27 protein-coding genes are annotated in these 26331 nt (G+C 73.4%); 13 read left to right on the top strand and 14 right to left on the bottom strand.

Annotated elements, in window-relative coordinates; genetic code table 11:
* The first annotated feature begins 86 nt into the window (after positions 1 to 86).
* The 4 genes from ABZ860_RS17375 to ABZ860_RS17390 are packed head-to-tail and all read left to right on the top strand — an operon-like array spanning position 87 to position 4711.
* Positions 87 to 1106, top strand: a complete 1020-nt coding sequence (locus ABZ860_RS17375) for a S8/S53 family peptidase (protein ID WP_357220896.1) — start codon at positions 87 to 89, stop codon at positions 1104 to 1106.
* A 45-nt stretch (positions 1107 to 1151) separates the two neighbouring features.
* Positions 1152 to 1676, top strand: a complete 525-nt coding sequence (locus ABZ860_RS17380) for a sigma-70 family RNA polymerase sigma factor (RefSeq protein ID WP_357220898.1) — start codon at positions 1152 to 1154, stop codon at positions 1674 to 1676.
* Positions 1673 to 2161: a hypothetical protein gene (locus tag ABZ860_RS17385; protein ID WP_357220900.1), complete on the top strand. Its 489-nt coding sequence runs from the start codon at positions 1673 to 1675 to the stop codon at positions 2159 to 2161. Before ABZ860_RS17380 ends, ABZ860_RS17385 begins: the two co-directional genes overlap by 4 nt.
* Positions 2162 to 2185: 24 nt before the next feature.
* Complete coding sequence (locus tag ABZ860_RS17390) at positions 2186 to 4711, top strand: CHAT domain-containing tetratricopeptide repeat protein (RefSeq protein WP_357220902.1); 2526 nt, start codon at positions 2186 to 2188, stop codon at positions 4709 to 4711.
* Positions 4712 to 4739: 28 nt separating this feature from the next.
* On the opposite strand, the gene ABZ860_RS17395 is transcribed toward ABZ860_RS17390, so the two are convergent.
* The 7 genes from ABZ860_RS17395 to ABZ860_RS17425 all read right to left on the bottom strand — a co-directional run bounded on the left by ABZ860_RS17395 (position 4740) and on the right by ABZ860_RS17425 (position 12732).
* Positions 4740 to 5552: a sulfurtransferase gene (locus tag ABZ860_RS17395; RefSeq protein ID WP_357220904.1), complete on the bottom strand. Its 813-nt coding sequence runs from the start codon at positions 5550 to 5552 to the stop codon at positions 4740 to 4742.
* Positions 5553 to 5628: 76 nt separating this feature from the next.
* Complete coding sequence (locus tag ABZ860_RS17400) at positions 5629 to 6213, bottom strand: hydrolase (protein ID WP_357220906.1); 585 nt, start codon at positions 6211 to 6213, stop codon at positions 5629 to 5631.
* A 35-nt stretch (positions 6214 to 6248) separates the two neighbouring features.
* Complete coding sequence (locus ABZ860_RS17405) at positions 6249 to 7658, bottom strand: MFS transporter (RefSeq protein ID WP_357220908.1); 1410 nt, start codon at positions 7656 to 7658, stop codon at positions 6249 to 6251.
* Positions 7659 to 7671: 13 nt separating this feature from the next.
* The gene (locus ABZ860_RS17410; RefSeq protein WP_182901577.1) at positions 7672 to 8112 is read right to left on the bottom strand and encodes a MarR family transcriptional regulator; all 441 of its coding nucleotides are present in this window, start codon (positions 8110 to 8112) and stop codon (positions 7672 to 7674) included.
* 103 nt (positions 8113 to 8215) lie between these two features.
* The gene (locus ABZ860_RS17415; RefSeq protein WP_357220910.1) at positions 8216 to 9388 is read right to left on the bottom strand and encodes a nucleotide pyrophosphatase/phosphodiesterase family protein; all 1173 of its coding nucleotides are present in this window, start codon (positions 9386 to 9388) and stop codon (positions 8216 to 8218) included.
* Between the two features lie 31 nt (positions 9389 to 9419).
* On the bottom strand, positions 9420 to 10013 hold the full coding sequence (locus ABZ860_RS17420; RefSeq protein ID WP_357220912.1) for a DUF5998 family protein: 594 nt from the start codon (positions 10011 to 10013) through the stop codon (positions 9420 to 9422).
* An 82-nt stretch (positions 10014 to 10095) separates the two neighbouring features.
* The gene (locus ABZ860_RS17425) at positions 10096 to 12732 is read right to left on the bottom strand and encodes a GNAT family N-acetyltransferase (RefSeq protein ID WP_357220914.1); all 2637 of its coding nucleotides are present in this window, start codon (positions 12730 to 12732) and stop codon (positions 10096 to 10098) included.
* A gap of 277 nt (positions 12733 to 13009) precedes the next feature.
* Here ABZ860_RS17425 and ABZ860_RS17430 point away from each other — a divergent pair, with 277 nt between their 5' ends.
* Positions 13010 to 13903: a sugar kinase gene (locus ABZ860_RS17430; RefSeq protein ID WP_357220916.1), complete on the top strand. Its 894-nt coding sequence runs from the start codon at positions 13010 to 13012 to the stop codon at positions 13901 to 13903.
* 86 nt (positions 13904 to 13989) lie between these two features.
* Here the strand turns inward: ABZ860_RS17430 and ABZ860_RS17435 are convergent, their stop codons facing one another.
* From ABZ860_RS17435 to ABZ860_RS17445, 3 genes are all read right to left on the bottom strand, one after another.
* Positions 13990 to 14568, bottom strand: a complete 579-nt coding sequence (locus ABZ860_RS17435; RefSeq protein ID WP_357220918.1) for a hypothetical protein — start codon at positions 14566 to 14568, stop codon at positions 13990 to 13992.
* 136 nt (positions 14569 to 14704) lie between these two features.
* Positions 14705 to 16798, bottom strand: a complete 2094-nt coding sequence (locus ABZ860_RS17440) for a RecQ family ATP-dependent DNA helicase (protein ID WP_357221451.1) — start codon at positions 16796 to 16798, stop codon at positions 14705 to 14707.
* A gap of 82 nt (positions 16799 to 16880) precedes the next feature.
* Positions 16881 to 17342, bottom strand: a complete 462-nt coding sequence (locus tag ABZ860_RS17445; RefSeq protein WP_357220920.1) for a nuclear transport factor 2 family protein — start codon at positions 17340 to 17342, stop codon at positions 16881 to 16883.
* Positions 17343 to 17517: 175 nt separating this feature from the next.
* Between ABZ860_RS17445 and ABZ860_RS17450 the strand changes: the two genes are divergently transcribed.
* Both ABZ860_RS17450 and ABZ860_RS17455 read left to right on the top strand, forming a co-directional pair.
* Positions 17518 to 18093, top strand: coding sequence for a GNAT family N-acetyltransferase (locus tag ABZ860_RS17450; RefSeq protein ID WP_357220922.1), 576 nt, complete (start codon positions 17518 to 17520; stop codon positions 18091 to 18093).
* 187 nt (positions 18094 to 18280) lie between these two features.
* On the top strand, positions 18281 to 20806 hold the full coding sequence (locus ABZ860_RS17455; RefSeq protein WP_357220924.1) for a DNA topoisomerase IV subunit A: 2526 nt from the start codon (positions 18281 to 18283) through the stop codon (positions 20804 to 20806).
* 90 nt (positions 20807 to 20896) lie between these two features.
* Here ABZ860_RS17455 and ABZ860_RS17460 read toward each other — a convergent pair whose 3' ends face one another.
* A complete protein-coding gene (locus ABZ860_RS17460) occupies positions 20897 to 21874 on the bottom strand; it encodes a helix-turn-helix domain-containing protein (protein ID WP_357220926.1) in 978 nt (325 codons plus the stop codon).
* 166 nt (positions 21875 to 22040) lie between these two features.
* Here ABZ860_RS17460 and ABZ860_RS17465 point away from each other — a divergent pair, with 166 nt between their 5' ends.
* From ABZ860_RS17465 to ABZ860_RS17475, 3 genes are read left to right on the top strand one after another with little or no spacing between them, the layout of a single operon-like run.
* Positions 22041 to 22313, top strand: coding sequence for a hypothetical protein (locus ABZ860_RS17465; protein ID WP_357220928.1), 273 nt, complete (start codon positions 22041 to 22043; stop codon positions 22311 to 22313).
* A gap of 17 nt (positions 22314 to 22330) precedes the next feature.
* Entirely contained in the window at positions 22331 to 22834 is a 504-nt protein-coding gene (locus ABZ860_RS17470) for a hypothetical protein (protein ID WP_357220931.1), read from the top strand.
* A 2-nt stretch (positions 22835 to 22836) separates the two neighbouring features.
* On the top strand, positions 22837 to 23124 hold the full coding sequence (locus ABZ860_RS17475) for a hypothetical protein (RefSeq protein ID WP_357220934.1): 288 nt from the start codon (positions 22837 to 22839) through the stop codon (positions 23122 to 23124).
* Between the two features lie 9 nt (positions 23125 to 23133).
* Here ABZ860_RS17475 and ABZ860_RS17480 read toward each other — a convergent pair whose 3' ends face one another.
* Positions 23134 to 23499 (bottom strand): VOC family protein, encoded by a 366-nt coding sequence (locus ABZ860_RS17480; protein ID WP_357220937.1) that lies wholly within the window; start codon positions 23497 to 23499, stop codon positions 23134 to 23136.
* Positions 23500 to 23635: 136 nt separating this feature from the next.
* Here ABZ860_RS17480 and ABZ860_RS17485 point away from each other — a divergent pair, with 136 nt between their 5' ends.
* The 3 genes from ABZ860_RS17485 (at position 23636) to ABZ860_RS17495 (ending at position 25666) form a co-directional block, all read left to right on the top strand.
* The gene (locus ABZ860_RS17485) at positions 23636 to 24136 is read left to right on the top strand and encodes a carbonic anhydrase (RefSeq protein ID WP_357220940.1); all 501 of its coding nucleotides are present in this window, start codon (positions 23636 to 23638) and stop codon (positions 24134 to 24136) included.
* A gap of 180 nt (positions 24137 to 24316) precedes the next feature.
* Entirely contained in the window at positions 24317 to 25327 is a 1011-nt protein-coding gene (locus tag ABZ860_RS17490) for an SPFH domain-containing protein (RefSeq protein WP_357220943.1), read from the top strand.
* 15 nt (positions 25328 to 25342) lie between these two features.
* Entirely contained in the window at positions 25343 to 25666 is a 324-nt protein-coding gene (locus ABZ860_RS17495; protein ID WP_357220946.1) for a hypothetical protein, read from the top strand.
* Here ABZ860_RS17495 and ABZ860_RS17500 read toward each other — a convergent pair.
* Positions 25638 to 26054, bottom strand: coding sequence for a GNAT family N-acetyltransferase (locus ABZ860_RS17500; RefSeq protein ID WP_357220949.1), 417 nt, complete (start codon positions 26052 to 26054; stop codon positions 25638 to 25640). The genes ABZ860_RS17495 and ABZ860_RS17500 overlap by 29 nt on opposite strands.
* A 117-nt stretch (positions 26055 to 26171) precedes the next feature.
* Complete coding sequence (locus ABZ860_RS17505; RefSeq protein WP_357220952.1) at positions 26172 to 26324, bottom strand: hypothetical protein; 153 nt, start codon at positions 26322 to 26324, stop codon at positions 26172 to 26174.
* Positions 26325 to 26331 lie beyond the last annotated feature (7 nt).

Below are 26331 nucleotides of genomic sequence, written 5' to 3' on the forward strand. Positions count from 1 at the left end.
CAGAGGGGGGTCATACCGATTGGTGCTTGGCGACCAACCGAATCGGGAAGGACGCGTTCCGTAACCATCACGGAAAGGCTCCCCCGATGCGCAGCCGGCTCGTCGAACCCCTCCCAGGACGGCCCGCCCTCATCCGGCCGGACGAACTCCTGACCTCCTCCCCCGCCGCCGTCGCCCGGTGGGCCCTTGCCACCGAGCCCCTTCCGGGCGCCGGCCGGGTCCACCACGTACGGCTGCCGCCGGGCACCGATGTGATCGACCTGACGGCTACGCTCCGCGACCGCGGACATCCGGCCTCCCCCAACCACGTCCTGTCGGGCCAGCCGTTGTTCTTCGGCGGGCCCGGCGGACCGCCCGTGCCCGCTGCGGCGCCGCCGTACGAGCCGGGCGAGCCGGGCGAGGTCACCGTCGCGGTCCTCGACACCGGCCTGGCGCCGCACCCCTGGGTCGCGCGGTGGTACAGCGACGACATCGCCGAGACGCCCGACGCGGACGGCGACGGCGTGCGCGACCGGCAGGCAGGGCACGGCACGTTCGTGGCCGGGCTGATCCTGCGGCACGCGCCCGGCGTCCGGCTGCGCGCCCTGCGCCTCCTCGACAGCGACGGCGTGAGCGACGAGGCGGCGCTGCTTCGCGCGCTCGCCGTGCTACGCGGCGGCCGGGCCGACGTGGTGAACCTCTCCTTCGGCGGGCACACCTTCGACGACGCGCCGCCCCTCGGGCTGGCCGAGGCGCTCGCGGGCTTCCCCGCCGTCGTCGCGTGCGCGGGCAACACCGCGTCGTCGCGTCCCTTCTGGCCCGCGGCCCTGCCCGGCGTGGTCGCGGTCGGCGCGCTCGACGGGGACGCCCGGGCCGGCTTCTCCGCCTACGGTCCCTGGGTGGACGTCTGGGCCCCGGGCGTCGGCCTGACCAGCAGCTTCCTCGATCACGGCGACTTCCACGGCTACGCCACCTGGAGCGGCACCTCCTTCGCCGCCGCCGTCGTCACCGGCGCACTCGCCCGCCTGTGCCGGGAGGTTCCGCCGGGCCGTGCCGTACGGCGCCTGCTCGATGGCGGCCGGCGGGTCGCGGATCTCGGGGTGGTCGTGACGAGCGGGGATCGGTAAGGTTCCTGTCACCATACGCTTCTCCCCGAGCGCGCAGAGTGACAGATGCCGACAGACAACTCCTTCGCCACCATCGACCAGGCCACCTGGGAGGACCTGGTCGCCCGATTCGACGGCAGGATGTGGGCGGTCGCCCGGGCGGTCGGGCTCAGCGCCGCCGACGCGGCCGACGCCGTGCAGGGCGCATGGCTCCGGCTCGTGGAGAACGCGGGCGCGATCCGCGACCCCGAACGGATCGGCGCGTGGCTCGTCACCACTACCCGACACGAGGCGGCCCGGCTCAGCCGCAGGGCCCGCGGCGAGGTGGTCTCCGACCTGGACGTGCCGGACACGGCGCTGCCCGACCCGACCGCCGCGGTGGTGGACGCCGACTTCGGCAGGCAGGTGTGGCGCAGGCTCGACCTGCTCGGCGAGCCGTGCCGGTCGCTCATCCGCCTCTACGTGCTCCACCCCGAGGCGCGGTACGCCCAGATAGCGGTCCGTCTGAACCTGCCGGTCGGCAGCATCGGTCCCACCCGGGCCCGCTGCATGGCCCGGCTGCGCGCCCTCGTGGAGGAGGAGACCCGATGAGGGAGGAATACCTGCTTGCGGCCCTGCGCATGGGAGCGGGCGCCGATCCGGTGCCGGAAGGCGTGTCGGCCGCCGCCCGGGCGGTCTTCGGCCTGCGGGTGCCCGGAGGCGTGCCCGCCGGGCCGGTCGACCTCCCTGTGCCGCCGGGAGCCCGCTCCTCCCCTGCAGCCGGGACGACGCAGACCGGGACGACGCAGACCGGGGCCGCGCAGGCCGGCGTCCGGCGCTTCAGTGCGGACGGCCTGGTCATCGACGTCGAGACGGCCGTCGCCGGCGGGCGCATGGAGGTGGCCGGTCAGGTGTCTCCCGCGCCGGGGCCGGACGCCAGGATCGAGGTGCGGACCCCGCACATCTCCAAGGTCCGCGTGCCCTCCGGCAGCGGCCACTTCGCGGTGGCCGGCCTGCCGCCCGGGTGGGTCAGCGTCGTCTGCCACCGGCCCGGCCACCCTCCCGTCTTCACCCGCTGGGTCCACGTGCACCCATGACTTCTCCCGGGGGCCCTACTGAACATGGACCTGCTGGACGTGGACCTGCTCGGCAGGGCCGAGGCCGCCGTGCGGCTCTCCGCAACCGACCCTCGGCTGGCCCTCGCGGAGGCGAGAGCCGTACTGGACCTGACCGCCGGCGCGTACGGCGAGGCGGCGTCGGTGGCGCTGCGCGCGGCGGCGCTGGCGGCCCGTGAGCTGGGCGACCTCGAGCTCGCCGGAGAGCGGCTGGAGGAGGCGATCGGGGCGGGGCGGGGGTTCCCGCGCCGGGTGGCGCAGGCCCGGATGTCGCTCGTCACGGTCCGGGCCCAGCTCGGCGACCCCGAGGGCGGGCTGCGGCTCGCCGATCTCGCCGAGCGGGATCTCGTGGGAGCGGACCTCGCGAGATTGGCCGTGCAGCGGTCGGTCGCCCTGATCCTGCTGGGACGGCACGAGGAGGCCGTGCGGCACTGCGACCGGGCGATCGGCCTGCTGGACGACGATCCCCGCTTCCGGGCGGGCGGGCTGCTGAACCGCGGCCTCGCCCACGCCTACCTCGACCGGTACGGCGAGGCCGAGGCCGACCTGGCCGAGTGCGCCCGGGTCGCGAGGTCCGCCGGCCTCGACCACGTCGCGATGCTGGCGGAGGGCAACCTGCCGTTCGTGTCCGCCCGGCGTGGCGACGTCGCCGCCGCCTTCGCGCGATATCGGGCGGCCGAGACCACGCTGTTCGGCTACCCCGAACGGCTCGCGGTGATGCGCACGGACTTCGCCGAGGCGCTGGTGGCCGCGCGGCTGCCCGGTGAGGCGCGCACGATGCTCGAACAGGCCGTCCCCGAACTGGTGGCGGCCGGGGCGCAGGCGGCGGTCCCCGGCGCGCGGCTGCTGCTCGCCCAGGCCGCGCTCCTCGCCGGGGACGCCCCGCTGGCCGAGACGACGGCCCGCACGGCGCTCGCGGAGCTCGACGCGCAGGGCAGGACGGCCTGGCTGCCCCTGGCCAGGGAGGTCGTCCTGCGCGCCCGCCTCGCGGAGACCCCCGACTCGTCGGCAGCGCGCCCACACGACGCGGCGGAGGCCGAGGGCCTGGTCACCGACGTGATCACGTGCGCCGACGACCTCGCGGCGTGCGGCTGGCCCGGGGCCTCGGCGGCGCTGCGGCTCACCGCCGCGGCGGCGGCCGTACGGCTGGGCGCGATCACCCACGCCCGCCCGCAGCTCGGTCGCGTCGCCGCCACCGCCACCCGCCCGCTCGTACGCTGGCACGCGGTGGCGATGCGGCACCGTTTGGACGGGGACCTCGACCGGGCCCTGGCCGCCGCGGCCCGGGGCATCGAGGCCGTGCACGCCCCGGACGGCGACGCCGGCCCACGCGACCGCGACGCGGCACGGGACGCGGAACTGCGGGTGCACGCGGCGCGGCCGGCCGAGGATCTCGCCGCGTTCGGCCTGGAGATCGCCCTCGACCGGGCCCGGCGGACGGGCGACGCGCGGACGGTGCTCGAATGGGCCGAGCGGTGGCGGGCGGTCGTGCGCGGCGTCCCGGCTCCCGGCTCGGTGCTGCACGATGTCCCGCCCGCCGGGGCCGGGCTCCTCGTGGAACTGGTGCGGCGCGGCGACGAGCTGTTCGCCGTCACCGCCGGCATCGAGGGATGCACGCTGCACACGCTCGGCTCCTACCAGGCGGCGGTGGAGGCGACCGTGCGGATCAGGTACGGCCTGCGCCGCCGCGCTCTTCTCGACACCCTGCGCGACACCCCGGGCGACGCCGGCACCCTCCCCGGGACGGCGGACGAGGGGATCACCCGCGAGCTGTCCGCGCTCGACCGCGTTCTCCTGTCCGGTCCTGGCACCCTCGCGTCAGCGGGGAGCCCGCCCGGCGGGCCGGTGACGGTCGTGCCCACCGGAGCGTTGTGCACGCTGCCCTGGCCGCTGCTTCCCTCGCTGCGCGCCCGGCCGGTGTCGGTGGCGGCCGACGCCGCCGCGTGGCTCGCCCCGCGCCCGGGCCCGGCCGGCATCCCACTGGTGCTGTCGCTCGCGGGACCGGGCCTCGACCACGCCGCGGCCGAGGCCGACATGGTCGCCGCCGCGCACGCGCGGGCGCGGCGCGTCGGCGCCACCAGGGCGGAGGTGCTCCGCGCGCTGGAGCGGGCCGACGTGCTCCACGTCGCCGCCCACGGCATGTTCAGTCCGCGCGGGCCCATGCTGTCGCAGATCACGCTCGACGACGGGCCGCTCATGGCCTACGACCTGCTGACCGCGCGGCGGATCCCCCGTCTCGTCGTGCTGTCGGCCTGCGACGCCGGGATGGCGCACGCCCCCGTGGACGGCGCCGCGCTGGGCCTCGCCGGCGCCTTCCTCGACAGCGCCGCCCGCGGCGGGCAGGCCGCCTGCGTGGTGGCCGGAGTGGTGCCGGTGCGCGACGAGGAGGCGCTGAACCTCATGACGCTCTTCCACACGCTGCTTGCCGAGGGCCGCTCCCCGGCCGAGGCGCTGGCCCTGGCGTCCGAGAAGACGGCCGTGCCGGGCTTCGTCTGCTTCGGCGCCGGCGACCGGCCCTTCGGCACGGGCTGACGGCCCACTCCCCCAACCGGCGGAGGGCTCAGCCGGTCGCGACCGGCCTGCCGGGGTCGGCGACCCAGTTGGACCACGAGCCGACGTACAGGGATGCCGGCAGCCCTGCGACCTCCAGCGCGAGCACCTCGTGGGCGGCCGTGACGCCCGACCCGCAGTACGCGCCGACGGGCACGCCCTCGACCGCCCCGAGGCTGTTGAAGCGCTCGCGGAGGAACTCCCTGGTGTGGAATCGCCCGCCGGGCTCGACGTTCCCGCCGGTCGGGGCGCTGACCGCGCCCGGAATGTGCCCGGCGACCGGGTCGACCGGCTCCACCTCACCGCGGTAGCGCTCGGCCGCCCTGGCGTCGAGCAGCACGCCGTCGGACGCCAGCGCGGCGGCCTGATCGGCGTCGAGCACCGGCATCCCGCCCGGCCGTGCGGTGAAGTCGCCCGGGGGGACGGGACCCTCCTCCTTGGTCACCGGGAGCCCGGCCCGCGTCCAGGCCCGCAGCCCGCCGTCGAGCACGCGCACGTCGCCGTGGCCGAAGTAGCGCAGCGTCCACCAGGCCCTGGCCGCCGCCGTCGCGTCGGCGTCGTCGTAGACGACCACCGGCCTGCCCCCGGACACCCCGAGGCGGCGCATCGCCTCCTGGAACGCCTCCGGAGCGGGCAGCGGATGCCGTCCCGCCGGTCCCGGCGGGGCGGCGAGATCGGCGTCGAGGTCGCAGAAGACCGCGCCGGGGATGTGACCCTCGCGATACGCCTCGACGCCGGGCGGTCCGCCCAGCCGCCAGCGGACGTCGAGGATCGCGGCGTCGCCAAGCGCGGCGAGCTCCTCAGGAGTGATCAGCGGGCTCATGCCATCCCCTCGCCTTTGGATCCCTGTCGGACGGTGTCGCAGCCATTGTGCCAACCCGGCCCGGGCGCCACGCGCCTCAGGACGCGGTGGCGGCGAGCAGGTCGAGGATCTCGGCGGTGGTGCCGGTCTCGCCGAGGCGCGGGAAGATCTTCTCGACGCTGTGACGGTGGGCCTCGGGGTCGAGGTCGGTCATGGCGTCGGTCGCCAGGGTGACGTGATAGCCGTGCTCGTGGGCGGCGCGCGCGGTGGACTCGACGCCGATGCTCGTGGCCACCCCGGTCAGCACGATCTGCGTGACGCGGCGGCGGCGCAGGTGCAGGTCGAGGTCGGTGCCGTAGAAAGCCGACCAGTTGCGCTTGGTGACGACGACGTCTCCCGGATGGCCGGCCAGGTCGTCGGCGATCTCATCCCAGCCGTCGGGCCAGGCGCGCCCGGGGCGCGACAGGTCGGTGCGTCCCGGGACGGCGTCCGCGCCGTCGGCCGCGGCGGTGACGCGCACCAGGACGACCGGCAGGTCGCGCGCCCGGAAGGCCTCGGCCAGCCGGACCGTCCGGGCGAGCACGTCGCCCGTGGAGTGCGGGCTGCCGGGGGCGGCCAGCACGCCCTTCTGCAGGTCGACGACGACGAGCGCGGTCCTGGGGTCGAGCGTGGTCGCGGGCATGGGAATCTCCCTTTCTGATGTGCGGACGGGGGTGGTCAGGCGGTGGGGAGGCGGCCGACGCGGCGGAGCGACCGGTCGGCGAGGACGCCGGCCAGCAGCAGCACCGAGACGCCCAGCAGGAGCAGGCTCAGGTGGTGCAGCCCGAGCGTGGTGGCGCCGTGCCGGTAGAACGCCGCGTCGGCGGCCGAGGCGCTCAGCGCGCCGAGATATCCGAAGGTGCGCAGCAGCCCGGCGGAGGAGCCCATGCGGGCCGGGTCGGCCTGCGCGTACAGCGCGTTCTGGTTGGCCAGCCCGTTGAGGCCCTGCGCGACGCCGACGAACGCGCCGATCAGCGCCAGCAGCCACATCGGGCTGGCGGAGCCGGCCGTCAGCAGCGCGGCGCAGCCGGCGATCTGCGCCGCGGCGCCTCCGGCGAGCTTGCCGCGCACCTCGGCGCGGCGGCCGGTGAGGGCCGTTACGGCGATGGCCATCGCCGACATGGGCAGGAGCAGCAGCCCGGCGGCCGAGGGGGTGAGCGACCGGCCGTCCTGCAGCCACTGGGGGAACCCGTACATGAAGGCGTAGGAGGTCGTGTAGGCCAGCCACTGCCTGCCGTACGTGGCCAGCAGCGGCAGGTTGCCGCCCAGCACCCGCAGGTCGAGGAACGGCTGCGCCACCCGCAGTTCCCGTACGGCGAAGCAGGTCCCGGTGATCGCGACGATCACCAGCAGCCACCAGAGCCCCCACACCGGGTTCATCAGGAACGTCATGAACGCCGTGAGCGTGCCGGCGAACAGCGCCATGCCGATCACGTCCAGTCCGCCGTCGGGCCGGGCGGCCGCGGAGGAGGTCGTGGCGCGCCGGGGCAGCCGCCGCGCGCCGAGGACGAGGCAGGCGGCCGAGAGCGGCACGTTGACGGCGAAGATGAGATGCCAGCCGCCCGCTCCGATGAGCAGACCGCCCAGGGTCGGACCGACGACCGCGATGACCTGGTTGGAGATCGACAGCGCCGCCAGGATTCCGCTGGGACTTCGCATGCCGGTGCGGTCCGCCTCGGCCCGCAGCAGGAACATCGAGGCGGGGTAGGCGGCAGAGGTGCCGATCCCGAGCAGGACCCGGGACACGATCAGGACACCCAGGCTGGGCGCCGACACACCCAGCAGCCCGGCGACGCCGACCAGCGCCGTGCCGGTCAGATACAGCGGCCGCGGGCCGAAGGTGTCCACCAGCCGTCCGATGACCGGCTGCCCGACCGCGGTGGCCAGGTAGAGCCCCGTCACCAGCCACGCGGTGTGCGCGGGCGAGGCGTGGAACCACCGGCCGATCGGCACGAGCGCGACCGCCAGCATCGAGGAGTTGATCGGGTTCAGGATCGAGCCCAGGATCATCGGGGCGATCAGCCGGCGGTCGAAGCCGCCGGCGTGCGATCGGCGGCCGGCCCTGGAGACGGCCGGAACCCGTGTCATGCCTGAGCCTCGATCATGATTGGGCCACGGCGTCCAGCAGCGCCATCGCCTCGATGATCGTCCGTAGTTGCGCCTCGGTGCAGTGTTCCTGCAGCGCCCGCGCCAGCCACGCCTCACGCGCCCTGCGGTCGTCCAGGCGGCGCTCGCGCCCCAGCTCGGTCAGCGTGACGAGCTGACGCCGGCCGTCCTCGGGATCGCGGTGGCGTTCCACCAGCCCGGCCCGTTCCAGCGCCTGGACGATCGCCGCCATGGACTGCGGCCTGACCCGCTCGGCCGCGGCCAGCTCACTGGCCGACGCCGGGCCGTGCTTGGCCAGCCGCACCAGCACGGAGACCTGCCCGGAGCTGAGGTCTCCCTCCGCGTCCAGCTCTCTCAGCCTGCGGACGAGCCGGCTGACCGCCACCCAGGCGTCGCCGGCCGCCTGCGCCGCCGCCTCCGAGACGGCATCGCTCATGGCACACCCCCAAAAAAGACAGTTCAGACTGTACACCTGAAACTGTGCAGTCCAAACTGTCGATCAGAAGGTAAGCGGATCGGCGGCGGATCCGGCAGGAGCGTCAGCGACGGATCTCTACGAGCGGGACGTTCTGCTCGGCGGGGGTCAGCGAGCCGTGGTAGCCGATCAGGGACGACTCCACCGGCTCGGTGGCCGAGGCCACGATCACGCACTCGCCGTACGGCACGGCCACCACGTCGCCGACGCGGCCGAGCCACTCGCGCCGGACGCGGCGGCCGAACCAGCCCGAGGAGACCGCCTCCTCGCGGCTGACGACCCAGGCCCGCCCGCGCAGGGCCTCCCGCCAGGTCTCCAGGACGGCGCAAGCCGCGCCGGGAGAGGTGTAGACATGGCGGGCGCGGGCCTCGCCGCCCAGCATGAGGACGCCCTCCCGCAGGTCGGGGCGGCGGTCCACGTCCACCTTCTCCCCGGCGTTGATCATGCCGTGGTCGGCCGTGACGTACAGCACCGCGCCCGGCGGCAGCGCCCCGGCGAGGCGCTCGGCCATGCGGTCCACGACGGCGAGCTGTTCGAGCCACTCGCCGCCGCCCCACCCGCTGAAGTGACCCACGCGGTCGACCTCGCCGTAGTAGACGGTGACGAACGCGGTCTCGCGCAGCGCCTGCCGCACGGACTCGACGCGCTCGCCGGGGCTCTCGGCCGCCCGGTAGCGCATGCCCCGGTAGACGGCGCGGGTCAGCCCTGTGCCGTCGAACGAGGCGGGAGCCACGTAGACGGGCTCGATCCCCGCCGCCGCCATGCGTTCGTAGACGGTCGGCGCGGGCTGCCACACGTCCGGGTCGATCGACAGGCCGGGGGCCGTCCAGCGCAGGCAGTTGAACAGCCGCCCCTCCCCCGGGACGGCCATCTGGCTGCCGAGCATGCCGTGCTCCCCCGGAGGGGCGCCGGTGCCCAGAGTGGCCAGGCTGATGGGGGTCGAGGAGGGGAAGCCGGCCGTGAGCGTCCCCCGCAGATGGGCCGACAGGAACGGCGCGGTGCCGGGATGGGCGGCCAGGAGCTCGGCCCCGAGACCGTCCACGAGGAACAGGCACACCCGCGGGGCCGGCTCCAGCGCCAGCGTGTTGTCGGCCGGCAGCCCGAGGGAGGCGAGCAGCGAGCCCGGCAGATCGGCCAGCGAGGCCGTGCCGTACGCGGGCACGTACGGCACGGGCACGGCCGGCGACGCCACGGGCGGGTCCCCGGGCAGAGCCCCCGAGGGCTGGGGGTCGATCACATCACCTCCCGGCGGCTCGAGGGGGGGACGGTCAGGTGGTCGCCGCCTTGGCGGTGGCCTCCGACAGCGCCTTGGCGAACGCCAGCACGTGGGTGACGGCCTCGGGGCCGTCGGCCGCCTCGCTGACCCGAAGGGACAGGTCGTCGGCCGTGATCGCGCCGGTGTAGCCGTGGTCGGCCTCGCAGTTCTCGTCGCCGCAGGTCGCCGGTTCGAGATCGACGTGGGAGATCGCGCCCCACCCGATCGTCAGCGTGACCTCTGTCGGAGGGACGCCCGGCACGTACGACGCGGGGTCGGGCACGACCCTGGTCACGGCGACCGACTGGATGCGGCTGAGCCGCACCGCCTCGGTGGTGGTGGAGGCGTGCGAGGCGGGCATGCCCTCGGCGGGCGGGTGCTCGTCGGTGTGGCAGACCAGCAGCCGGGTGGGTGAAAGGACCAGGACCGTGACGTGCCTGCGCACCTCCATCGCCGGGTCGAACGTGGCCTCGTGATGCACGACGTACGCCGTGACCGCCTCGTTGCCGAGCGCGGAGTCGACGGCGTCGGCCACCAGATCCGGGTAGTAGCCGCTGCGATCTATGGCCTCGCGCAAGCCCGCGGCGGAGACTCGGGTTTCCCTCATGGGTCCATCCTGCCCTGTAAGGGACACCTGTTTCACACCCCGGCGGGACGGGTTTTCCGCCCACGGCGTGACGCCGGACCGATCAGCTCAGGCGGCGGGGACCGACGTCGGGGCGCAGCGCGTTGACGTGCCGCAGGACGGCCCGCGCGCCCAGCACGGCCACTCCCGACCCGCCCACCAGGACCTGGTCGAGGTCCATCCTGGCGACCTCGGGCAGGGCGTCGGCCAGCAGCCCCACCCGCACCAGCAGTTCCTCCAGCGCCTCCACGGCCACCGCCTGGTAGCCGTACTCGCCGAACAGCAGCGGCGCGGCGCGGACCGACCGCACCAGCCCCGCCGCGTCCTCGGCGGTGAGCGGCGCGAGGCGGTAGGCCTGGTCGCCGAGCAGCCGGGCGGTGACCTCGCCGAGGCCGAACGTGACGACCCCGCCGAAGTAGCGGTCCTGGGTCACGCCGACGACGGTGGGCACCGAGGGCTGCGGCGCCATGCGCTGCACCGCGAGCGGCGTGCCGGGCCCGAGGAGCGCGGCGAGGCCGGCGTACGCCTGCCGGACCCCGGCGGGCTCGGTGAGGCCGATGCGGACGGTGCCTGCGCGGCGGGCGTCCTCGGGGTCGGCCGACTTGACCACCACGGGCCAGCCGATCCGCTCGGCGGCGGCGACGGCCTCCTCGGCGTCGGCGGCGACGTGCGCCGGCCACACCTCGATGCCGTAGCAGGCCAGCAGCGCGGTCGCGTCGATCTCCCGCTCCTCGCCGTCCGCCCCGTCCCCAGTCAATGCCGCGGCGACGATCTCCCGCGCCGCGGCGGTGTCGATTCCCTCGACGGACGGGACCGTGCCCGGCGGCTGCCTGCGCCACTGGGCGTACCGCACGACGTGGGCCAGCGCGCGGACCGCCTCCTCCGGGGCGGGGTACGACGGGATCGACCCGCGCTGGGGGGAGTCGTCGCCGGGGCCGCCCACCACACGCAGATCGGCCGGCATGCCCAGCGCGCCCTGGAAGGTGGCCAGCACCGGCTTCCCCGACTCCCGCGCGACCTCCAGCAGCGCCTCGGCCACCTCGCGGCAGTCGCCGGGGATCGGCGGCATGTAGATCGCGACGGCGGCGTCCACCTCGGGCAGGACGCTCCGCAGGGCCCTGGCGAACTCGGCCGCGCCGGCGCGGGCGCCGAGGTTCACCGGCGGGCTCGGCTGCAAGCCGGCGCCGGCGCACGCCTCCTCCGCGAGCAGCGTGAGCGCGTCGGAGTTGCCGACCACGCCCACTCGCGGCCCGGCCGGCAGCGGCTGGTGCGCCAGGAGCTGGGCGACGTCGAACAGCTGGACCAGGTCGTCCACCCGGATGACCCCGGCCTGCGCGAACAGTGAGCTCAGCGCGGTGTCGGGCAGCCCGAGCACGGGCGCGCGGTGCCCTCCGGGAACGCCCCGCGACTTGACCACCACGATCGGCTTGGACCGGGAGATCCGCCGGGCCAGCCGGGTGAACTTGCGCGGGTTCCCGATGGACTCCAGGTAGAGCAGGATCACGTCGGTCGCCGGGTCCTCCTCCCAGTATTGGAGGAGGTCGTTGCCGGACACGTCGGCCCGGTTGCCGGCCGAGACGAACGTCGAGATGCCCATGCCGCGCTGCGCCACCCGCTGCAGCAGGGCGGTGCCGAGCGCGCCCGACTGGCTGAAGAACCCGACCCTCCCCCGCCCGGGCAGGGTCGCCGCGAGCGTCGCGTTGAGCCGTACGGCGGGGTCGGTGTTGGCGATGCCGAGGCAGTTGGGCCCCACCACCCGGATGCCGTAGGCCCGGGCGATGCGGACCAGCTCCTCCTGGCGGGCCCGGCCCTCCGGCCCGGTCTCACCGAACCCGGAGGAGACCACGACCAGGCCCTTCACGCCCTTCTCCGCGCACTCCTGGACCAGTTCGAGCACGCCCTCGGCGGGGACCGCCAGCACGGCGAGGTCCACCTCGCCGTCGATGGCCGACACGCTGCGGTAGGCCCGCACGCCGGCCACGGCCCGTACGTGCCGGTGGACGGGATAGACGGGGCCGGTGAAGTCGGCGCCGAGCAGGTTGCGCAGCACCGTCTGGCCGATTCCCCCCGGTTCGCGGCTCGCGCCGATGACCGCGACCGACTCCGGCGTCAGCAGGCGGGCGATCGAGCGCGCCTCGGCGCGGTGCTCGCGGGCGAGCCGGACCTCCAGCGCGGTCTCGGTGCTGGAAAGGTCGAGCGTCATCCGCACGACGCCGTCCTCGAACTGGCTCTGCGCCGTGTAGCCGGCCTGGCGGAACAGACCCATCATCCGGTGGTTTCCCGGCAGCACGTCCGCGATGAAGGTCTTGATCCCCCGCTCACGCGCGGCGGCCCGCAGGTGCTCCATCAGCACCCCGGCCACGCCCCTGCCCTGGTGGGCGTCCTCGACCAGGAAGGCCACCTCGGCGTGGTCGCGCGGCTGCACCCGGTCATACCGTACGACCGCGACCATCTCGGTGCCGATCGTGGCGATGAGGGCGACCCGGTTGTCGTAGTCGACGTTGGTGAACCAGACCACGTCCTTGTCGGTCAGCCGCGGCCGTGGCCCGAAGTACCGGAAGTAGATGGACTCCGCGGACAGGCGCGAATAGAACGAGCGCAGCATGTCGGCGTCGTCCGGCCTGATCGGGCGGACGTGGGCGGTGCCGCCGTCCGACAGCACGACGTCCGCCTCCCAGTGGGCGGGGTACTGAGGGTGCACGCAATCGAGGCTAGCGGCGTCCGGCTTGGGGTGTATTGAGAGATTCCTTACGACTGTCGGGCCCGCTTTCCGGATCCTCTTATAGGGGATCTACCAGCCCTGACGAGGCAAGTTGGGCAACGCTTGTGCATCGACTGTTCCCGTCTGTCCGCTCTCCACCCCACGACGCCCCTGGAAGCTGTTAGGTTTCTGGACGTCAGCCTCACAGCACGGAGAGGACGCCGCCCCTCCTAGGGCATGGCTCACCTCCACAAGCAGTTGGCAAGGTGGTGACATCATGACGCGGGTCGTCGTGGTGGGCGATCTCATGACGGACGCGGTCGCCCGCGCGAAGTTCCCTCTTGCTAGGGCGAGCGACACCCCAGCCGTCGTGACCATGCACGGTGGCGGCTCCGGCGCCAACATCGCCTCCTGGCTCGCCGTTGAAGGCTCGGAGGTCGCCTTCATCGGCCGCCGCGGCGCCGACATCACCGGCCGCAACCGCGACATGGAACTCATGGGCTACGGCGTGGACGCCCGGCTCGTCATGGACCCCGAGCGGCCGACCGGCACCTGCGTCGTGCTCGTCACCCACAAGGGCGAGCGGACCATGCTGTCCGACCCCGGCGCCAACGCCGCGCTGTCCCCCGAGGACCTGCCGCGCGACCTGTTCGCCGCCGGCGGCCACCTGCACATGTCGGGCTACACGCTGATCAACGAGGGGTCGCGCGACGCCGGCCTCGCCGCGCTCGACATGGCCCGGCGCGCCGGGATGTCGATCTCCGTCGACTGCGCCTCCTCCGCGCCGCTGGAGCGGACCGGCGCCGAGCCGTTCCTCGAGTGGACCGACGGCGCGAAGCTGCTGTTCGCCAACGCCGACCAGGCCAAGGTGCTCACCGGCAGGGACGACGCCGCCGCGGCGGCCAAGGTGCTGACCGCCTGGTTCCCCCAGGTCGTGATCAAGCTCAACGCCGAGGGCTCGCTCTGGTACTCCAACAGCCGTCCCGAACCGGTCCGGGCGCCCGCCGAGGTCGTCGACCGGGTGGTGGACGGCACCGGCGCCGGTGACGCCTTCGCCGCCGGTTTCCTGCCCGTCTGGCTGGACGGCAAGCCGGCCGCCGAGGCGCTGGCGGCGGGCAACGCCCTCGCCGCCAAGTGCATCTCCAACCTCGGCGCCCGCCCTCGTCTCTGACAGGCCCCGCGGTTCAAGCGGCCCGGCCAAGAACGGCCCGGCTCAGAAGGGCCGGTTAGCAACGGCTCAGTCGAGAACGGCCCGGCTCAGGACGAGCTGCGCGCGAGCACGACCGGCCGCGCGGGCCGCAGGCGCATCAGCGGCACGAAGGCGAGCAGGAGCAGCGCCGCTCCCAGCGGGATCAGGTCCTTGCTCACGAGCGGGAGCACGGCCTGCACGAGCACCAGCGCCGGGCTCCACCACGGCACCCGCCGCCCCGCCGCGAGCCGGGCCACCAGCACGACCATGCCGACGTAGAACAGCATCGGCACGACGGTGTACACGACCGGCTCGACGCCCGGGATCGCCTTGACGGCGTCGAAGCGCGGCCCCATCGCGTCGTGGTCGGCGGACAGGAAGCCGACCACGATGTCGATCGTGAACTGCGCGGCCAGCGCCAGCGCCCCGGCGAGCACGGCGGCGAACCCCGCCGTGGCCGTCACACCGCCGCCGGCCATGGTCCGCAGCCGCCCGAAGACCTGTACGAAGAGGACCAACGCGGCCAGGAAGAACAGATGGCCCATGGTCCAGGCCGGGCCGGGCCCCCGGCTGCCGTCGAATCCGTCGACGATCCGGGCGACGCCGTACGCGCCGACCAGCACCGGAGCCGCAACAAGTGATCTCATGGCGACAAGTTTGGCGATCGGGCGCGGCCCCGGGATGGGGTGATCACCCTGACCTCACCCTGAGCCGTCCCCGAGTCCGGTCTCGGCTCGCCGCCCCGCGTGCCGGGGGCGCTCCGGCGCCGGGCTCGGGAGGTGGTCAGCTGGTGACGGCCAGGGCCAAGGGCAGCACGGCGGGCGCCCCGGCGTGACGGACCTGGGCGGCGGCCAGCGCCATCGTCCATCCGCTGTCCACGCGGTCGTCCACCAGCAGCACCGGCCCGCCCGCCGCCGCGATCCTCGCGGCGACGTCACGCGGCATCGCGAGCGTCCCGCGGATGGCCGTCACCCGCTGGGCGCTGTTGTGCCGGGCGGCGGGCGACCCGTCGCGGTAGCCGAGCGTCCCGAGATACTCCAGCCGGCCGACCTGGGCGAGCCGCTCGGTGAGCGATCCCACCAGCGCCGGCCGCGTGCCCGACGGCACCGCGACCACCGCGACCGGCCGCCGCTCCCACTCCCACGACTTCAGCACCTCGATCACGGCCGCGAACACGTCGTCGGGGACCGGCCCGTCCCCCGCCGCGAACAGTTCGCGCAGCCGGGTGCCCCAGCCGATGTCGGTCAGGCGGCCGAGCGCGCGGCCCGGCTCGGCGCACAGCTCCGGCTTGATCCGCCCCTTCAGGTCCGGCAGGCCGGTGGGCCACTGGCGGCGCGGCTCGATCTCGACGCCGGGACGCGCGAGACGCTGCTGGGCGGCCCGGACGGCCTCGTCCGGCACCTCGGCGGAACGGTGGGCGCCGGTGCAGTTGTCACACCTGCCGCACGGCGTCGCGGTCTCGTCGTCGAGGTGGCGGCGCAGGTACTGCTCGCGGCACTCGGTGGTCGCGATGTAGCCGAGCATGGCCTCCTGCTCCGCCCGCCGCTCGGCGGCCACCCGGGCGTAACGCTCGGTGTCGTAGCTCCACGGCTCGCCGGTGGCCTCCCATCCGCCCTTGACCCGGCGTACGGCGCCGTCCACGTCGAGCACCTTGAGCATCATCTCCAGCCGGCTCCGGCTGAGGTCGACCCTCGTCTCCAGTGCCGCGGTGGACAGCACTCCCCCCTCGGACAGCGCCTCCAGCGTCGCCCTGACCACGCCCTCCGGCGGGAAGGCGAGCGAGGCGAAGTAGGCCCAGATCTCCCGGTCCTCGGGGCCGGGCAGCAGGATGACCTCGGCCCGCTCCACGCCGCGCCCGGCCCGGCCCACCTGCTGGTAGTACGCCACGGGCGAGGCGGGCGCGCCCACGTGGACGACGAAGCCCAGGTCGGGCTTGTCGAAGCCCATCCCCAGCGCCGAGGTCGCCACCAGCGCCTTGACCCGGTTGGCGAGCAGGTCCTCCTCGGCCGCCAGCCGGTCGGCCGGCTCGGTCTGGCCGGTGTACGCGACGACGGGGTGGCCCTGCTCCCGCAGGTATGCGGCGATCTCCTGCGCCGCAGCGACGGTCAGCGTGTAGACGATGCCCGAGCCCGGCAGCTCGTGCAGCGTCCTGGCCAGCCAGGCGAGCCGCTGGTCGGCGCCGCCCAGCCGTACGACGCTCAGGTGGAGGCTCTCGCGCTCCAGCGGTCCGCGCAGGACGAACACCTCGCCGCCGGGCAGTTCGTCCCACTCCTGGGTGACGGCGAGCTGCTCGGCGACGTCGCGGGTGACCCGGGCGTTCGCCGTGGCCGTGGTGGCGAGCACGGGGATGCCCGGCGGCAGCTCCGCCAGCAGGGTGCGGAGCCTGCGGTAGTCGGGCCGGAAGTCGTGGCCCCAGTCGGAGATGCAGTGGGCCTCGTCGATCACCAGGAGTCCCGCGCTGCCGGCCAGCTCGGGCAGCACGTTGTCGCGGAAGTCGGGGTTGTTCAGCCGCTCGGGACTGACCAGCAGCACGTCGACCGCGCCCTCGGCGACCTGGCCGTAGACCTTCTCCCACTCTTCGGGGTTGGCCGAGTTGATCGTCTCGGCGCGGATGCCGGCCCGCTCGGCCGCGGCGATCTGGTTGCGCATCAGCGCAAGGAGCGGGGAGACGATGACCGTGGGCCCCTCGCCGAGCTCGCGCAGCAGCGCGGTCGCGATGAAGTAGACGGCCGACTTCCCCCAGCCGGTGCGCTGCACGACCAGCGCGCGCCTGCGGTCCATGACCAGGGCCTTGATGGCGGCCCACTGGTCGTCGCGCAGCCGCGCGTGATCGCCGGCGAGCGCCCGCAGCCGGGCCTCGGCCTCTTCCCGCAGCATCACCTCTTCTTCGCTCACCCGCCCATTGGTACCAGGTCCGGCCGACCGTTTCCGCCGCGACGGCGGGAGGCGGGGAGGGAAACTAGCCGCGGCCCGCGGGCGCGCCGTTTCCGGCGTCCTCGTCTCCGAAGCACAGGGGCAACCGCAGGCCGAGCTGCGAGTAGATCTGGAGCTGGTCGTAGTAGAAGCGCTGGCTCAGGATGAGGCCGTCCTTCAGGTGCCAGAACCAGGAGACGCGCACGTTGATGCCCCGGCCGGTCGGGGCGAGGAGGTCGCCCCCGGCGACCAGGTAGGGCCCGGTGTGCGTGCCCACCGCCGTCATCTCCGTCGCGACCGCGTCCGCGAGGGTGATCGTCTCCCAGAGGGTGAAGTGCAGATCGGGAAAGCCCTCCCACATCTGCAGCATGTAGGAACCGATCTCCCCGGGCTCCGCGGCCTCCATCTCCGGCCCGACCACCACCGCGCCCGGCGCGTAGCACCGCAACACCGCGTGCAGGTCGTGCGCGTTCATCGCGTCGAGCATCCGGTCCACGACGTCGTACACCGCGCAAGCACCTCCCTTTCCTGGGGGGAGGGTAGCGAAGAGCGGCTATAGCTGGACAAACAGCACATACATGCTGATTCCCCTTACGGCGGTATCGATGGAGGCGTACGCGGGAGGTGGCGGCGACCGCGGCCGGACGGACCCGGACGGGCGTCGTGGTTGGATGAATCCCGTTATGGACGTGACCACCTGGTATCTCGAACAGACCAGCCCCGCCGACCTGCGGCCGGGACGGCCGCCCGCGCTCCCCGCGCAGGTCGTCCGCGCCGAGGTCCCCAGCCCCGAGTTCAGCCGCTTCCTCTACACGGCCGTGGGCGGCGACTGGCAGTGGACCAACCGGCTGCCGTGGACCTGGAAGCAGTGGAAGGACTGGCTCGACCGGCCGGGCGTCGAGACCTGGGTGGCCTGGGTGCGCGGCACCCCCGCCGGCTACGCGGAACTGGTGGCCCAGGACAGCGGCACGGTCGAGATCGTCAACTTCGGGCTGCTGCCGTACGCGATCGGGCAGGGCCTCGGCGGGTGGCTGCTGGGCGAGGCCGTGGCCCGCGCCTGGGACCTCGCCGAGCGCTGGCCGGGGCGGGAGTCCACCCGGCGGGTCTGGGTGCACACCTGCTCCCTCGACGGGCCCGCCGCGCTGGCGAACTACAAGGCCCGGGGCTTCCGGATCTACGACGAGAAGAAGAACGAGCCGGGCGACGAGGACGAGGGCGAGACGCCCGGCCCCTGGCCCGGCGCCGGCCCCCGCGACTGACCGCCCCGGGACCGCGAAGGGCTGTCCCGTCGGGGAAGCCGGGACGGCGGGCGCGGGCCCGGCGATATGGTGTGAGTCGCGAACAGGGTGAACTCTCGGCAGAATGTTCGAGACGCACCACCGACGTTGACCTTCCCCGGCTCCGACGGGCCGGGGCCCGGCTCCTCGACACGCAGGAAACCACGACATGGCCCGACGCACGACGACACCCCCGCCGGACGAGGACTTCGAGGAGCGGATCGTCGACATCGACGTCTCCGCGGAGATGCGGACGAGCTTCCTTGAGTACGCCTACTCGGTGATCTACCAGCGCGCGCTGCCCGACGCGCGCGACGGACTCAAGCCCGTCCAGCGCCGCATCCTCTACTCGATGAGCGAGATGGGCCTGCGGCCCGACCGCGGGCACGTCAAGTCCTCCCGCGTCGTCGGCGAGGTGATGGGCAAGCTCCATCCGCACGGCGACTCGGCCATCTACGACGCGCTCGTACGGCTCGCGCAGCCGTTCTCGATGCGCCTGCCGCTGGTCGACGGGCACGGCAACTTCGGCTCGCCCGACGACCTGCCCGCCGCGATGCGGTACACCGAGGCCCGCCTCGCCCCGGCCGCCATGCTCATGGTGCAGTCGATCGACGAGGACACCGTCGACTTCAAGCCCAACTACGACGGCCAGGAGACCGAGCCGTCGGTCATGCCGTCGGCGTTCCCCAACCTGCTGGTCAACGGCGCCTCCGGCATCGCGGTCGGCATGGCCACCAACATGGCCCCGCACAACCTCGGCGAGGTCATCGCCGCGGCCCGCTACCTGATCAGGAAGCCGGAAGCGACGCTCGACGAGCTCATGCGCTTCGTCCCCGGCCCCGACCTGCCGACCGGCGGCACGATCATCGGCCTGACCGGCGTCAGGGACGCGTACGAGACCGGCCGCGGCACCTTCAAGATGCGGGCCAAGGCGACGATCGAGCAGGTCACGCCGCGCCGCAAGGGCATCGTCGTCACCGAGCTGCCGTTCAACGTCGGCCCCGAGCGGGTGGTCACCAAGATCAAAGAGCTGGTGAACGCGAAGAAGCTCACCGGCATCGCCGACCTCAAGGACCTGACCGACCGCCACAAGGGCCTGCGCCTGGTCATCGAGGTCAAGAACGGCTTCAACCCGGAGGCCGTGCTGGAGGAGCTCTACCGGCTGACGCCGATGGAGGAGACCTTCGGCATCAACAACGTCGCCCTCGTCGACGGCCAGCCGCGCACGCTCGGCCTGCGCGAGCTGCTGTCGGTCTACGTGGACCACCGGCTCGACGTCGTGCGCAGGCGGTCGCGCTTCCGGCTGCGCAAGCGCGAGGAACGGCTCCACCTGGTCGACGGCCTCATCATCGCGCTGCTCAACATCGACCAGGTCATCCAGGTCATCCGGAACTCGGACGACACGGCGCAGGCCCGGGCACGGCTCATGGAGACCTTCGAGCTGAGCGAGATCCAGGCGAACTACATCCTCGACACTCCGCTGCGCCGCCTCACGCGCTACGACAAGCTGGAGCTCGACCGGGAGAAGGAGCAGCTCCAGGCCGACATCGCCGAGCTGAACGAGATCCTCGGCTCGGAGGACCGGCTGCGCAAGGTCGTGTCGTCTGAGCTGGCCGAGGTGGCCAAGACGTACGGCACCCCGCGCCGCACGGTCCTGCTCGAGTCGTCGGAGGCCGCCAGGACCGCGGTCGTGCCGCTGGAGGTGGCCGACGATCCCTGCCTGGTGATGCTGTCGTCCACCGGCCTGCTCGCCCGTACGACCGACGCCTCTCCGGTCTCCGGCGAGGGCGACCGGACGGCGCACGACGTGCTGGTCTCGGTGGTCCGCTCGACCGTGCGCGGCGAGGTGGGCGTGGTGACCTCCGCGGGCCGGATGATCCGGGTCTCGGTGCTCGACCTGCCCGCGCTGCCGCCCTCGGCCAACCCGCCGTCGCTCGCCGGCGGGCATCCGGTGTCGGAGTACGTCGCCCTCGAACCGGACGAGAGGGTCGTCGGGCTGGGCTCGCTCGACCCGGACGGGCCGGGGCTCGCGCTCGGCACCAGCCAGGGCGTGGTCAAGCGGGTCGTGCCCGAATATCCCGTCAACCGCGACGAGTTCGAGGTGATCGGACTGCGGGACGGCGACGTGGTGGTCGGCGCCGTCGAGCTGACCTCCGTCGACCACGACCTGGTCTTCATCACCAGCGACGCGCAACTCCTGCGCTTCCCCGCCTCCGTCGTGCGACCCCAGGGACGTCCGGCGGGCGGCATGGCCGGCGTGCGCCTCGACGGCGACGCGAAGGTGGTCTTCTTCGGCGCGGTCGATCCCACCCGGGAGGCGCGTGTGGTGACGATCGCCGGGTCCTCCACCGCCCTGCCCGGCACGCAGATGGGCGCGGGCAAGGTCTCCGACTACGCCGACTTCCCGCCCAAGGGACGGGCGACCGGCGGCGTACGCGCCCAGCGCTTCCTCAAGGGCGAGGACGTCCTGCTGCTCGCCTACGCCGGCCCGGCGCCGGTCAAGGCGGTCTCCTCGACCGGCAAGCCGGTGCCGCTGCCCGAGGAGCTCGGCCGCCGCGACGGCTCGGGTGTGCGTCTCGTGCACGCCATCGCCGCGATCGGCGGCGCGCTCGGCGCGGACGGCGAGGAGGCCGCCGCGACGGAGGGCGGCATGGCCACCACGGGCGACACCGGAGGCGAAGAGCCACCGCTGTGACCCGCGGAGGCGAAGAGCCCCGGGTGACTCTGGCGGCGCGGAGCCGGTCTCGTGGCTCCGCGCCGCCGCCCCGGCGCGTGTCCGTGGCGTTCAGGTGGCGGCGGGGCCCCCGTGAGACGAGGAGTGGAACGAGGAGCGGTACCCCTGCGGCGTGGTCCCCACGACCCGCTTGAACCGCTCCCTGAACGCGGTCGGCGACCCGAAACCGGCCTGTGCGGCGATGCGCTCGATGCCGTGGTCGGTGTTCTCCAGCAGATACTGTGCCCGCCGGACCCGGGCGCGCAGCAGCCACTGAAGCGGCGTGCTGCCGGTCTGCTGGCGGAAGCGCCTGCTGAACGTCCGCTCGCTCATCCCGCCGCGGGCCGCCATCTCCCGAAGGGTGAGGTCCCGGCCGAGGTTGTCCTCGATCCACGCAAGCACCGGCTCGAGCAGCGAACCGCTGGGCACCGGCGGGTGCTCGTGGACGATGAACTGGGCCTGACCGCCCTCCCGCTCCAGCGGCATCACCGACAGGCGGGCGGCGTCGGCCGCGACGGCCGACCCGTGGTCGCGCCGGATCATGTGCAGGCACAGGTCGAGCCCGGCGGCCGCGCCCGCGGAGGTGAGCACCTGCCCGTTGTCGACGTAGAGCACGTCCGGCCGCACGTCCACGAGCGGGAACCGCCGGGCCAGCGCGGGCGCCGCCGCCCAGTGCGTGGTCGCCCGCAGGCCGTCCAGCAGCCCGGCCGCCGCGAGCGTGAACGCGCCCACGCAGATCGAGGCGAGGCGGGTGCCCCGCGCGGCCGCGTCGCGCAGCGCCTCCAGCGCCTCGGGCGGGGGCGGCCCCGCCCGTTCGGAGCAGCCGGGGACGACGACCGTGTCGGCCTCTGCCAGCGCCTCCAGGCCGTACGGCACGCGCAGGGCGAACGCCTCGGCCTCCACCTCGGGGGCGGGCCCGCACACCCGCACCCGGTAGGGGCGCCGGCCGTCCGGCAGGCGGGTGCGCCCGAACACCTCGATGGGGGTCGCCAGGTCGAACGGCACGACATGGTCCAGTGCCAGGATCGCCACGGTGTGCACAATCGCCACGATAGACGGGATCCCGCCAGCAACGCATCCTGGGCGAATCTCCGACTGCCCAGGTGACACCAGTTGGCGAGAATCCGTTGGTCTTTGTCGTTCCCGCCCCTGGGATCAGCCTCGGCCGCACTCCTACGGTTGGTGACCGCACCGCCGACGACAAGGAGAGATGCCGATGCCGGCCCAGTTCGTGCTGTTCGACGGGTTCGATCCCCTCGACGTTCTCGCGCCGTCCGAGGCCGGGGCGGCGGGGGACGTGCGCGCGGAGGAGGGCCTCACCGAGGAGGAGCGTCAGGGCACGGTCGCCTCGGGCCTCGACCTCGGTCTCCACCTGATGGAGCGCGAGTTCGGACCGCACGTCGCACGGGACGTGGGGCGGCTGTTCGCCCAGGAACGACGCGGCGTCGTCCGGCGCGAGCGCCGTCCGTCCGCGCCCGCCGCCCGCTGATCGGGGAGCCGCGCACGATGACGAAGTTCTTCCTGGCCGTTCACGTCCTCGCCGCGATCCTCGCGGTCGGTCCGGTCGCCGTCGCGGCGAGCATGTTTCCCGCCACCGCGCGCCGCCTATCCGATCACGGTATGGCGGAGCAGGGCGCGGCGGAGCAGGGCACACGGATCGGCGGCGTGGCCGCGCTCCGTGTCCTGCACCGCGTCTGCCGCGTCTACTCCGTCGCGGGCCTGGCCGTACCGGTCTTCGGGTTCGCCACGGCGAGCGGCCTCGGCGTGCTGCGCGACGCGTGGGTGATCGCGTCCATCCTGCTCACCGCCGCCGCGGCCGCGATCTTGGCCCTGGCGGTCCTGCCGCGTCAGGACGCCGTCCTCGCCCGGCTCGCCGCCGGCGACTCCACGCCCGCCGACGCCGGCGGCGGGGTGGCGCGGCTCGCCATGCTGACCGGCGTCTTCAACCTGCTGTGGGCGGCCGTCACGGTCCTGATGATCGTCCGTCCCGGCTCGACCACGGGAGTCTGACCATGTCACGCCCGCACTCCGCCCTGCGCGTCGCCGCCGCCGTCGAGCTGGGGTCCCTGGCCGTCCTCCTGGCCAATCTGGCCACCGTGCACCTGCCGCCCGTCTCCTCGCTCGTCGGCCCCCTGCACGGGTGCGCGTACCTGGTCGTCGTCGTGGCCGCCGCACGCGACGCCGAATGCGACCTGACCGGCAAGGCCCTGGCCTGGCTGCCGGGGATCGGCGGCCTTCTCGTCCTGCGGCGCCTCGCTCGTACGCCGCGGGAGCGGGCCGCCGCCGGCTCCCTGGGTTGAGGCGTCAGCTCACCCGGTGACCAGGCAGAACGGATGCCCGGCCGGGTCGAGGAAGACCGTCCAGTTGCCCTCGCCGGGCTGGTGCTCGTGCCTGACGGCCCCCAGGGCGAGCACCTGCTTCTCCGACTCGGCCATGTCGTCCACCGTGAGGTCGAGGTGGAACTGCTGCGGGTGCTCGGCGGACGGCCAGGCCGGCGGCACGTAGTCGGAAACCCTCTGGAAGGCGAGGCGGGTCCGGTCGTCGCCGGCGAGCGTGACCCAGTCCTCCTCCTCGTCGGCGACCTTCCAGCCGAGCAGCCCGGCATAGAAGCCCGCCAGGGCCTTCGGCTCCGGGCAGTCGAGCACGACCGAGTGCATACGCGCGACACCGCTCATGGTGACCTCTCTCGCTCAGATTTAAACACCAGTGAAGACCTTATACCGGTGTCGCGGGGATGGCCACCTGCCAGCAGTGCGCAAAAGCACGCCCCCCGCGATGACCGATTGGAGGGCATCGGGCAACATCTGTGACATGACCGGAGCTTTCGACGATCTGCTTGACGCCAACGAGAAGTACGCGAGCACGTTCACCCACTCCGGCCTCAGTGGCCGCGCGGCGCGTGGGCTAGCCGTGGTGACGTGCATGGACTCCCGCATCGACCCGCTCGGGCTGCTCGGCCTGACCGCGGGCGACGCGAAGATCCTGCGTAATGCGGGCGCGCGGGTGACCGACGACGTCCTGCGGACCCTCGTCCTCGCCGTCTACCTGCTCGGCGTCGACCGCGTGCTGGTGATGCCGCACACCGACTGCCGGATGTCCAAGTCGACCGACGAGGACGTGCACAACCTCATCGCCACCGACTACGGCGTCGACACCCGCAGCCTCGAGTTCCAGACCGTCCCCGACCAGCGGGCCGCGCTGCGGCACGACATCACCCGCATCAAGTCCAGCCCCTACCTGCCCGACGACCTCGTCGTCGGCGGCGCGCTGTACGACGTCCACACGGGACGGCTTCAGCCCGTCGAGCTCTGAGCCCACCCCCGTACGGCAGGCCGCCCGGCCTGCCGTACGGGGCCGGGAAGGGCGCCTTCTCCCGCGCTACCGGCCGTCCCGGAACCGGGGCACCCGGCTGCTACGTTGTCCTGGCCGACGACAACGTGAGCTTTTCCCCGGTACCGCAACCGGTCCCGAGGCGCCCCCCAAGGAGCCCGTATGCCCAGCCGCACCCCCTCCGCCTCCGGCGGCACCTCGCGCCGGTCCTTCCGCGGCATCGCCATCCTGGTGATCCTCGTGCTCATCGTCGCCGGGGCGCCCACCCTGATCGGCGCGTTCAGCGGGTTCGAACGCACCAGCGGCGGCGAGGTGGCGGTGGTCCGCGACGGCGGTCCGCTCGACGACAACAAGGTCCGCCAGGTCATCGACCCGGGCTCCGGGGTGACCTGGATCGGCTGGTGGTCCCAGATGCACCGCTATCCCGCCCAGCAGCGGTTCTACACGATCACCTCCGACGCCGGACACGGCGAGAGGTCCGGTGTCGACGTCGTCAACGTGCCGAGCGGCGACGGCGTCAACATGGGCATCGAGGGCACGCTCTACTTCGGCCTCAACCTCGACCACCAGACGCTGAAGTCGTTCGACGACAAGTTCGGCACGCGCAAGTTCCGCAGCACCAACGGCGGGACCTACTACCCCTGGGAGGGCGACGAGGGCTGGTCGGCCTTCCTCGATCAGATCATCCGGCCGGTGATCGACAACGACCTGCGCACCCAGATCAACAACTTCCGCTGCGCGGAACTGGTCTCCTCCTGCGCGCTCGTGCAGAACAACAGCGCCGGCCAGCAGGGCGGGGGCACGCCGCAGCAGGGCAACAACGCGAACATCGCCAAGATCCAGAATGCGGTGAACACGAGCCTGGCCGAGGACCTCAAGTCGACCCTCGGCGCCGACTACCTCACCGGCATCCACTTCAACCTCTCGCGGGTGACCCTGCCCTCTGAGGTCCAGGAGGCGGTCAACCAGGCGCAGGCCGCGTTCGCGAAGGTCACCGAGGCACAGGCGAAGGTCGCCCAGGCGCGCGCCGAGGCGGAGGCCAACAAGGCCCGGCAGGACGGCTACAACAAGTGCCCCACGTGCGCGGAGATCGAGAAGCTGAAGGCCCTGCCCCAGGGCATCACGGTGTACGCGCCGGGCAATACTGGAGGCGTCGCTCTGCCCACCAAGTAGGGAGCCGGGACCCCGATGCGCCTGCTCGCCCTTCCGGTGACGCTCATCGTCATCGCCGTGCTCGTGTATCTGCTCGTGACGCTCGCGCGCGGCGGCAAGCCGGCGTCCCGGCGGGAGGCGGCCGGCGCACCCCACTGGGAGACCGACACGGTCATGGAGAACGGGTGGACCTTGATCGTCGTGCGCAAGGTCGCTCCCGGCCCCAACGGGCCGGTGGAGCTCGCCAGGCAGACGGTCAGGGCCATCCGCGACGACGACCCGGACTGGGACGAGCGCTACCGGGAGGGCATGCTGGAGGCTCGCAACCGGGTCAGCACTCTGGAGATCGAGTCGGGCTGAACCCGAGCAGGCGCGAGCGCAGTTCGAGTTCGAGTTCGTGGTGGATCGGGATGCCGTCGAGACCGATCTCGGGGATCGACGGCTTGAGCTCTCGCGACCGGGCGACGGCGTCGCGGTGCACGGCGACGAGGTCGAAGCCGTATCGCTGGTAGAAGCGCAGCGCCCGCAGGTTGTCGTTCGTCGTGACCAGCCACAGCCGGACGGCGCCCCCGGCCTGCGCCGCTCCGGCCATGGCGTCGACGAGGGCGGTGCCCACGCCGGCGCCTTCGCGTACGGAGTCGAGCGTGACGAGTTCGCACTCCCGGCCGGTGATCGCGTAGGTGGCGACGCCCGCGAGCTCCCCGTCGAGCAGCGCGACGAATCGGGGAGCCTGTAAGACTGCTGTCACCCGCTACACGCGATTGCGTTAGAGCAGGTCAGGATCCCTGTGTCGAGACGGAAACGCCCCGACCCCGCGGTAAGTCGCCGGGCAGCAGCAGGGGGCCGGGGGAACTGATGCGATGGGTCAGGCTCGCCCGCGGCCACCGCGCCGGAGGGGGTCTCGTGCTGCGACGTGGTCGGCGACGGCGTCGACGCCGGGGCGGGCGTAGCGTTCCAGGGAGCGGACGGAGGCGTGCCGGGAGCGGGCCAGCAGGGTGGGGGTGTTTTCCCCTTCCATCTGCCGC

It is taken from the genome of Microbispora sp. NPDC046973 (assembly GCF_040644495.1).
GTDB lineage: Bacteria > Actinomycetota > Actinomycetes > Streptosporangiales > Streptosporangiaceae > Microbispora.

Bases quoted from the DNA above. Each gene is read 5' to 3' on its own strand.
- ABZ860_RS17455 (WP_357220924.1), top strand. From the start codon at position 18,281: ATGGCCCGACGCACGACGACACCCCCGCCGGACGAGGACTTCGAGGAG.
- ABZ860_RS17395 (WP_357220904.1), bottom strand. From the start codon at position 5,552: ATGAGCCCGCTGATCACTCCTGAGGAGCTCGCCGCGCTTGGCGACGCC.
- ABZ860_RS17505 (WP_357220952.1), bottom strand. From the start codon at position 26,324: ATGGAAGGGGAAAACACCCCCACCCTGCTGGCCCGCTCCCGGCACGCC.
- ABZ860_RS17485 (WP_357220940.1), top strand. From the start codon at position 23,636: ATGACCGGAGCTTTCGACGATCTGCTTGACGCCAACGAGAAGTACGCG.
- ABZ860_RS17450 (WP_357220922.1), top strand. From the start codon at position 17,518: ATGGACGTGACCACCTGGTATCTCGAACAGACCAGCCCCGCCGACCTG.
- ABZ860_RS17380 (WP_357220898.1), top strand. From the start codon at position 1,152: ATGCCGACAGACAACTCCTTCGCCACCATCGACCAGGCCACCTGGGAG.
- ABZ860_RS17390 (WP_357220902.1), top strand. From the start codon at position 2,186: ATGGACCTGCTGGACGTGGACCTGCTCGGCAGGGCCGAGGCCGCCGTG.
- ABZ860_RS17405 (WP_357220908.1), bottom strand. From the start codon at position 7,658: ATGACACGGGTTCCGGCCGTCTCCAGGGCCGGCCGCCGATCGCACGCC.
- ABZ860_RS17490 (WP_357220943.1), top strand. From the start codon at position 24,317: ATGCCCAGCCGCACCCCCTCCGCCTCCGGCGGCACCTCGCGCCGGTCC.
- ABZ860_RS17375 (WP_357220896.1), top strand. From the start codon at position 87: ATGCGCAGCCGGCTCGTCGAACCCCTCCCAGGACGGCCCGCCCTCATC.
- ABZ860_RS17410 (WP_182901577.1), bottom strand. From the start codon at position 8,112: ATGAGCGATGCCGTCTCGGAGGCGGCGGCGCAGGCGGCCGGCGACGCC.
- ABZ860_RS17495 (WP_357220946.1), top strand. From the start codon at position 25,343: ATGCGCCTGCTCGCCCTTCCGGTGACGCTCATCGTCATCGCCGTGCTC.
- ABZ860_RS17470 (WP_357220931.1), top strand. From the start codon at position 22,331: ATGACGAAGTTCTTCCTGGCCGTTCACGTCCTCGCCGCGATCCTCGCG.
- ABZ860_RS17400 (WP_357220906.1), bottom strand. From the start codon at position 6,213: ATGCCCGCGACCACGCTCGACCCCAGGACCGCGCTCGTCGTCGTCGAC.
- ABZ860_RS17420 (WP_357220912.1), bottom strand. From the start codon at position 10,013: ATGAGGGAAACCCGAGTCTCCGCCGCGGGCTTGCGCGAGGCCATAGAT.
- ABZ860_RS17435 (WP_357220918.1), bottom strand. From the start codon at position 14,568: ATGAGATCACTTGTTGCGGCTCCGGTGCTGGTCGGCGCGTACGGCGTC.
- ABZ860_RS17385 (WP_357220900.1), top strand. From the start codon at position 1,673: ATGAGGGAGGAATACCTGCTTGCGGCCCTGCGCATGGGAGCGGGCGCC.
- ABZ860_RS17465 (WP_357220928.1), top strand. From the start codon at position 22,041: ATGCCGGCCCAGTTCGTGCTGTTCGACGGGTTCGATCCCCTCGACGTT.
- ABZ860_RS17440 (WP_357221451.1), bottom strand. From the start codon at position 16,798: ATGCTGCGGGAAGAGGCCGAGGCCCGGCTGCGGGCGCTCGCCGGCGAT.
- ABZ860_RS17480 (WP_357220937.1), bottom strand. From the start codon at position 23,499: ATGAGCGGTGTCGCGCGTATGCACTCGGTCGTGCTCGACTGCCCGGAG.
- ABZ860_RS17430 (WP_357220916.1), top strand. From the start codon at position 13,010: ATGACGCGGGTCGTCGTGGTGGGCGATCTCATGACGGACGCGGTCGCC.
- ABZ860_RS17475 (WP_357220934.1), top strand. From the start codon at position 22,837: ATGTCACGCCCGCACTCCGCCCTGCGCGTCGCCGCCGCCGTCGAGCTG.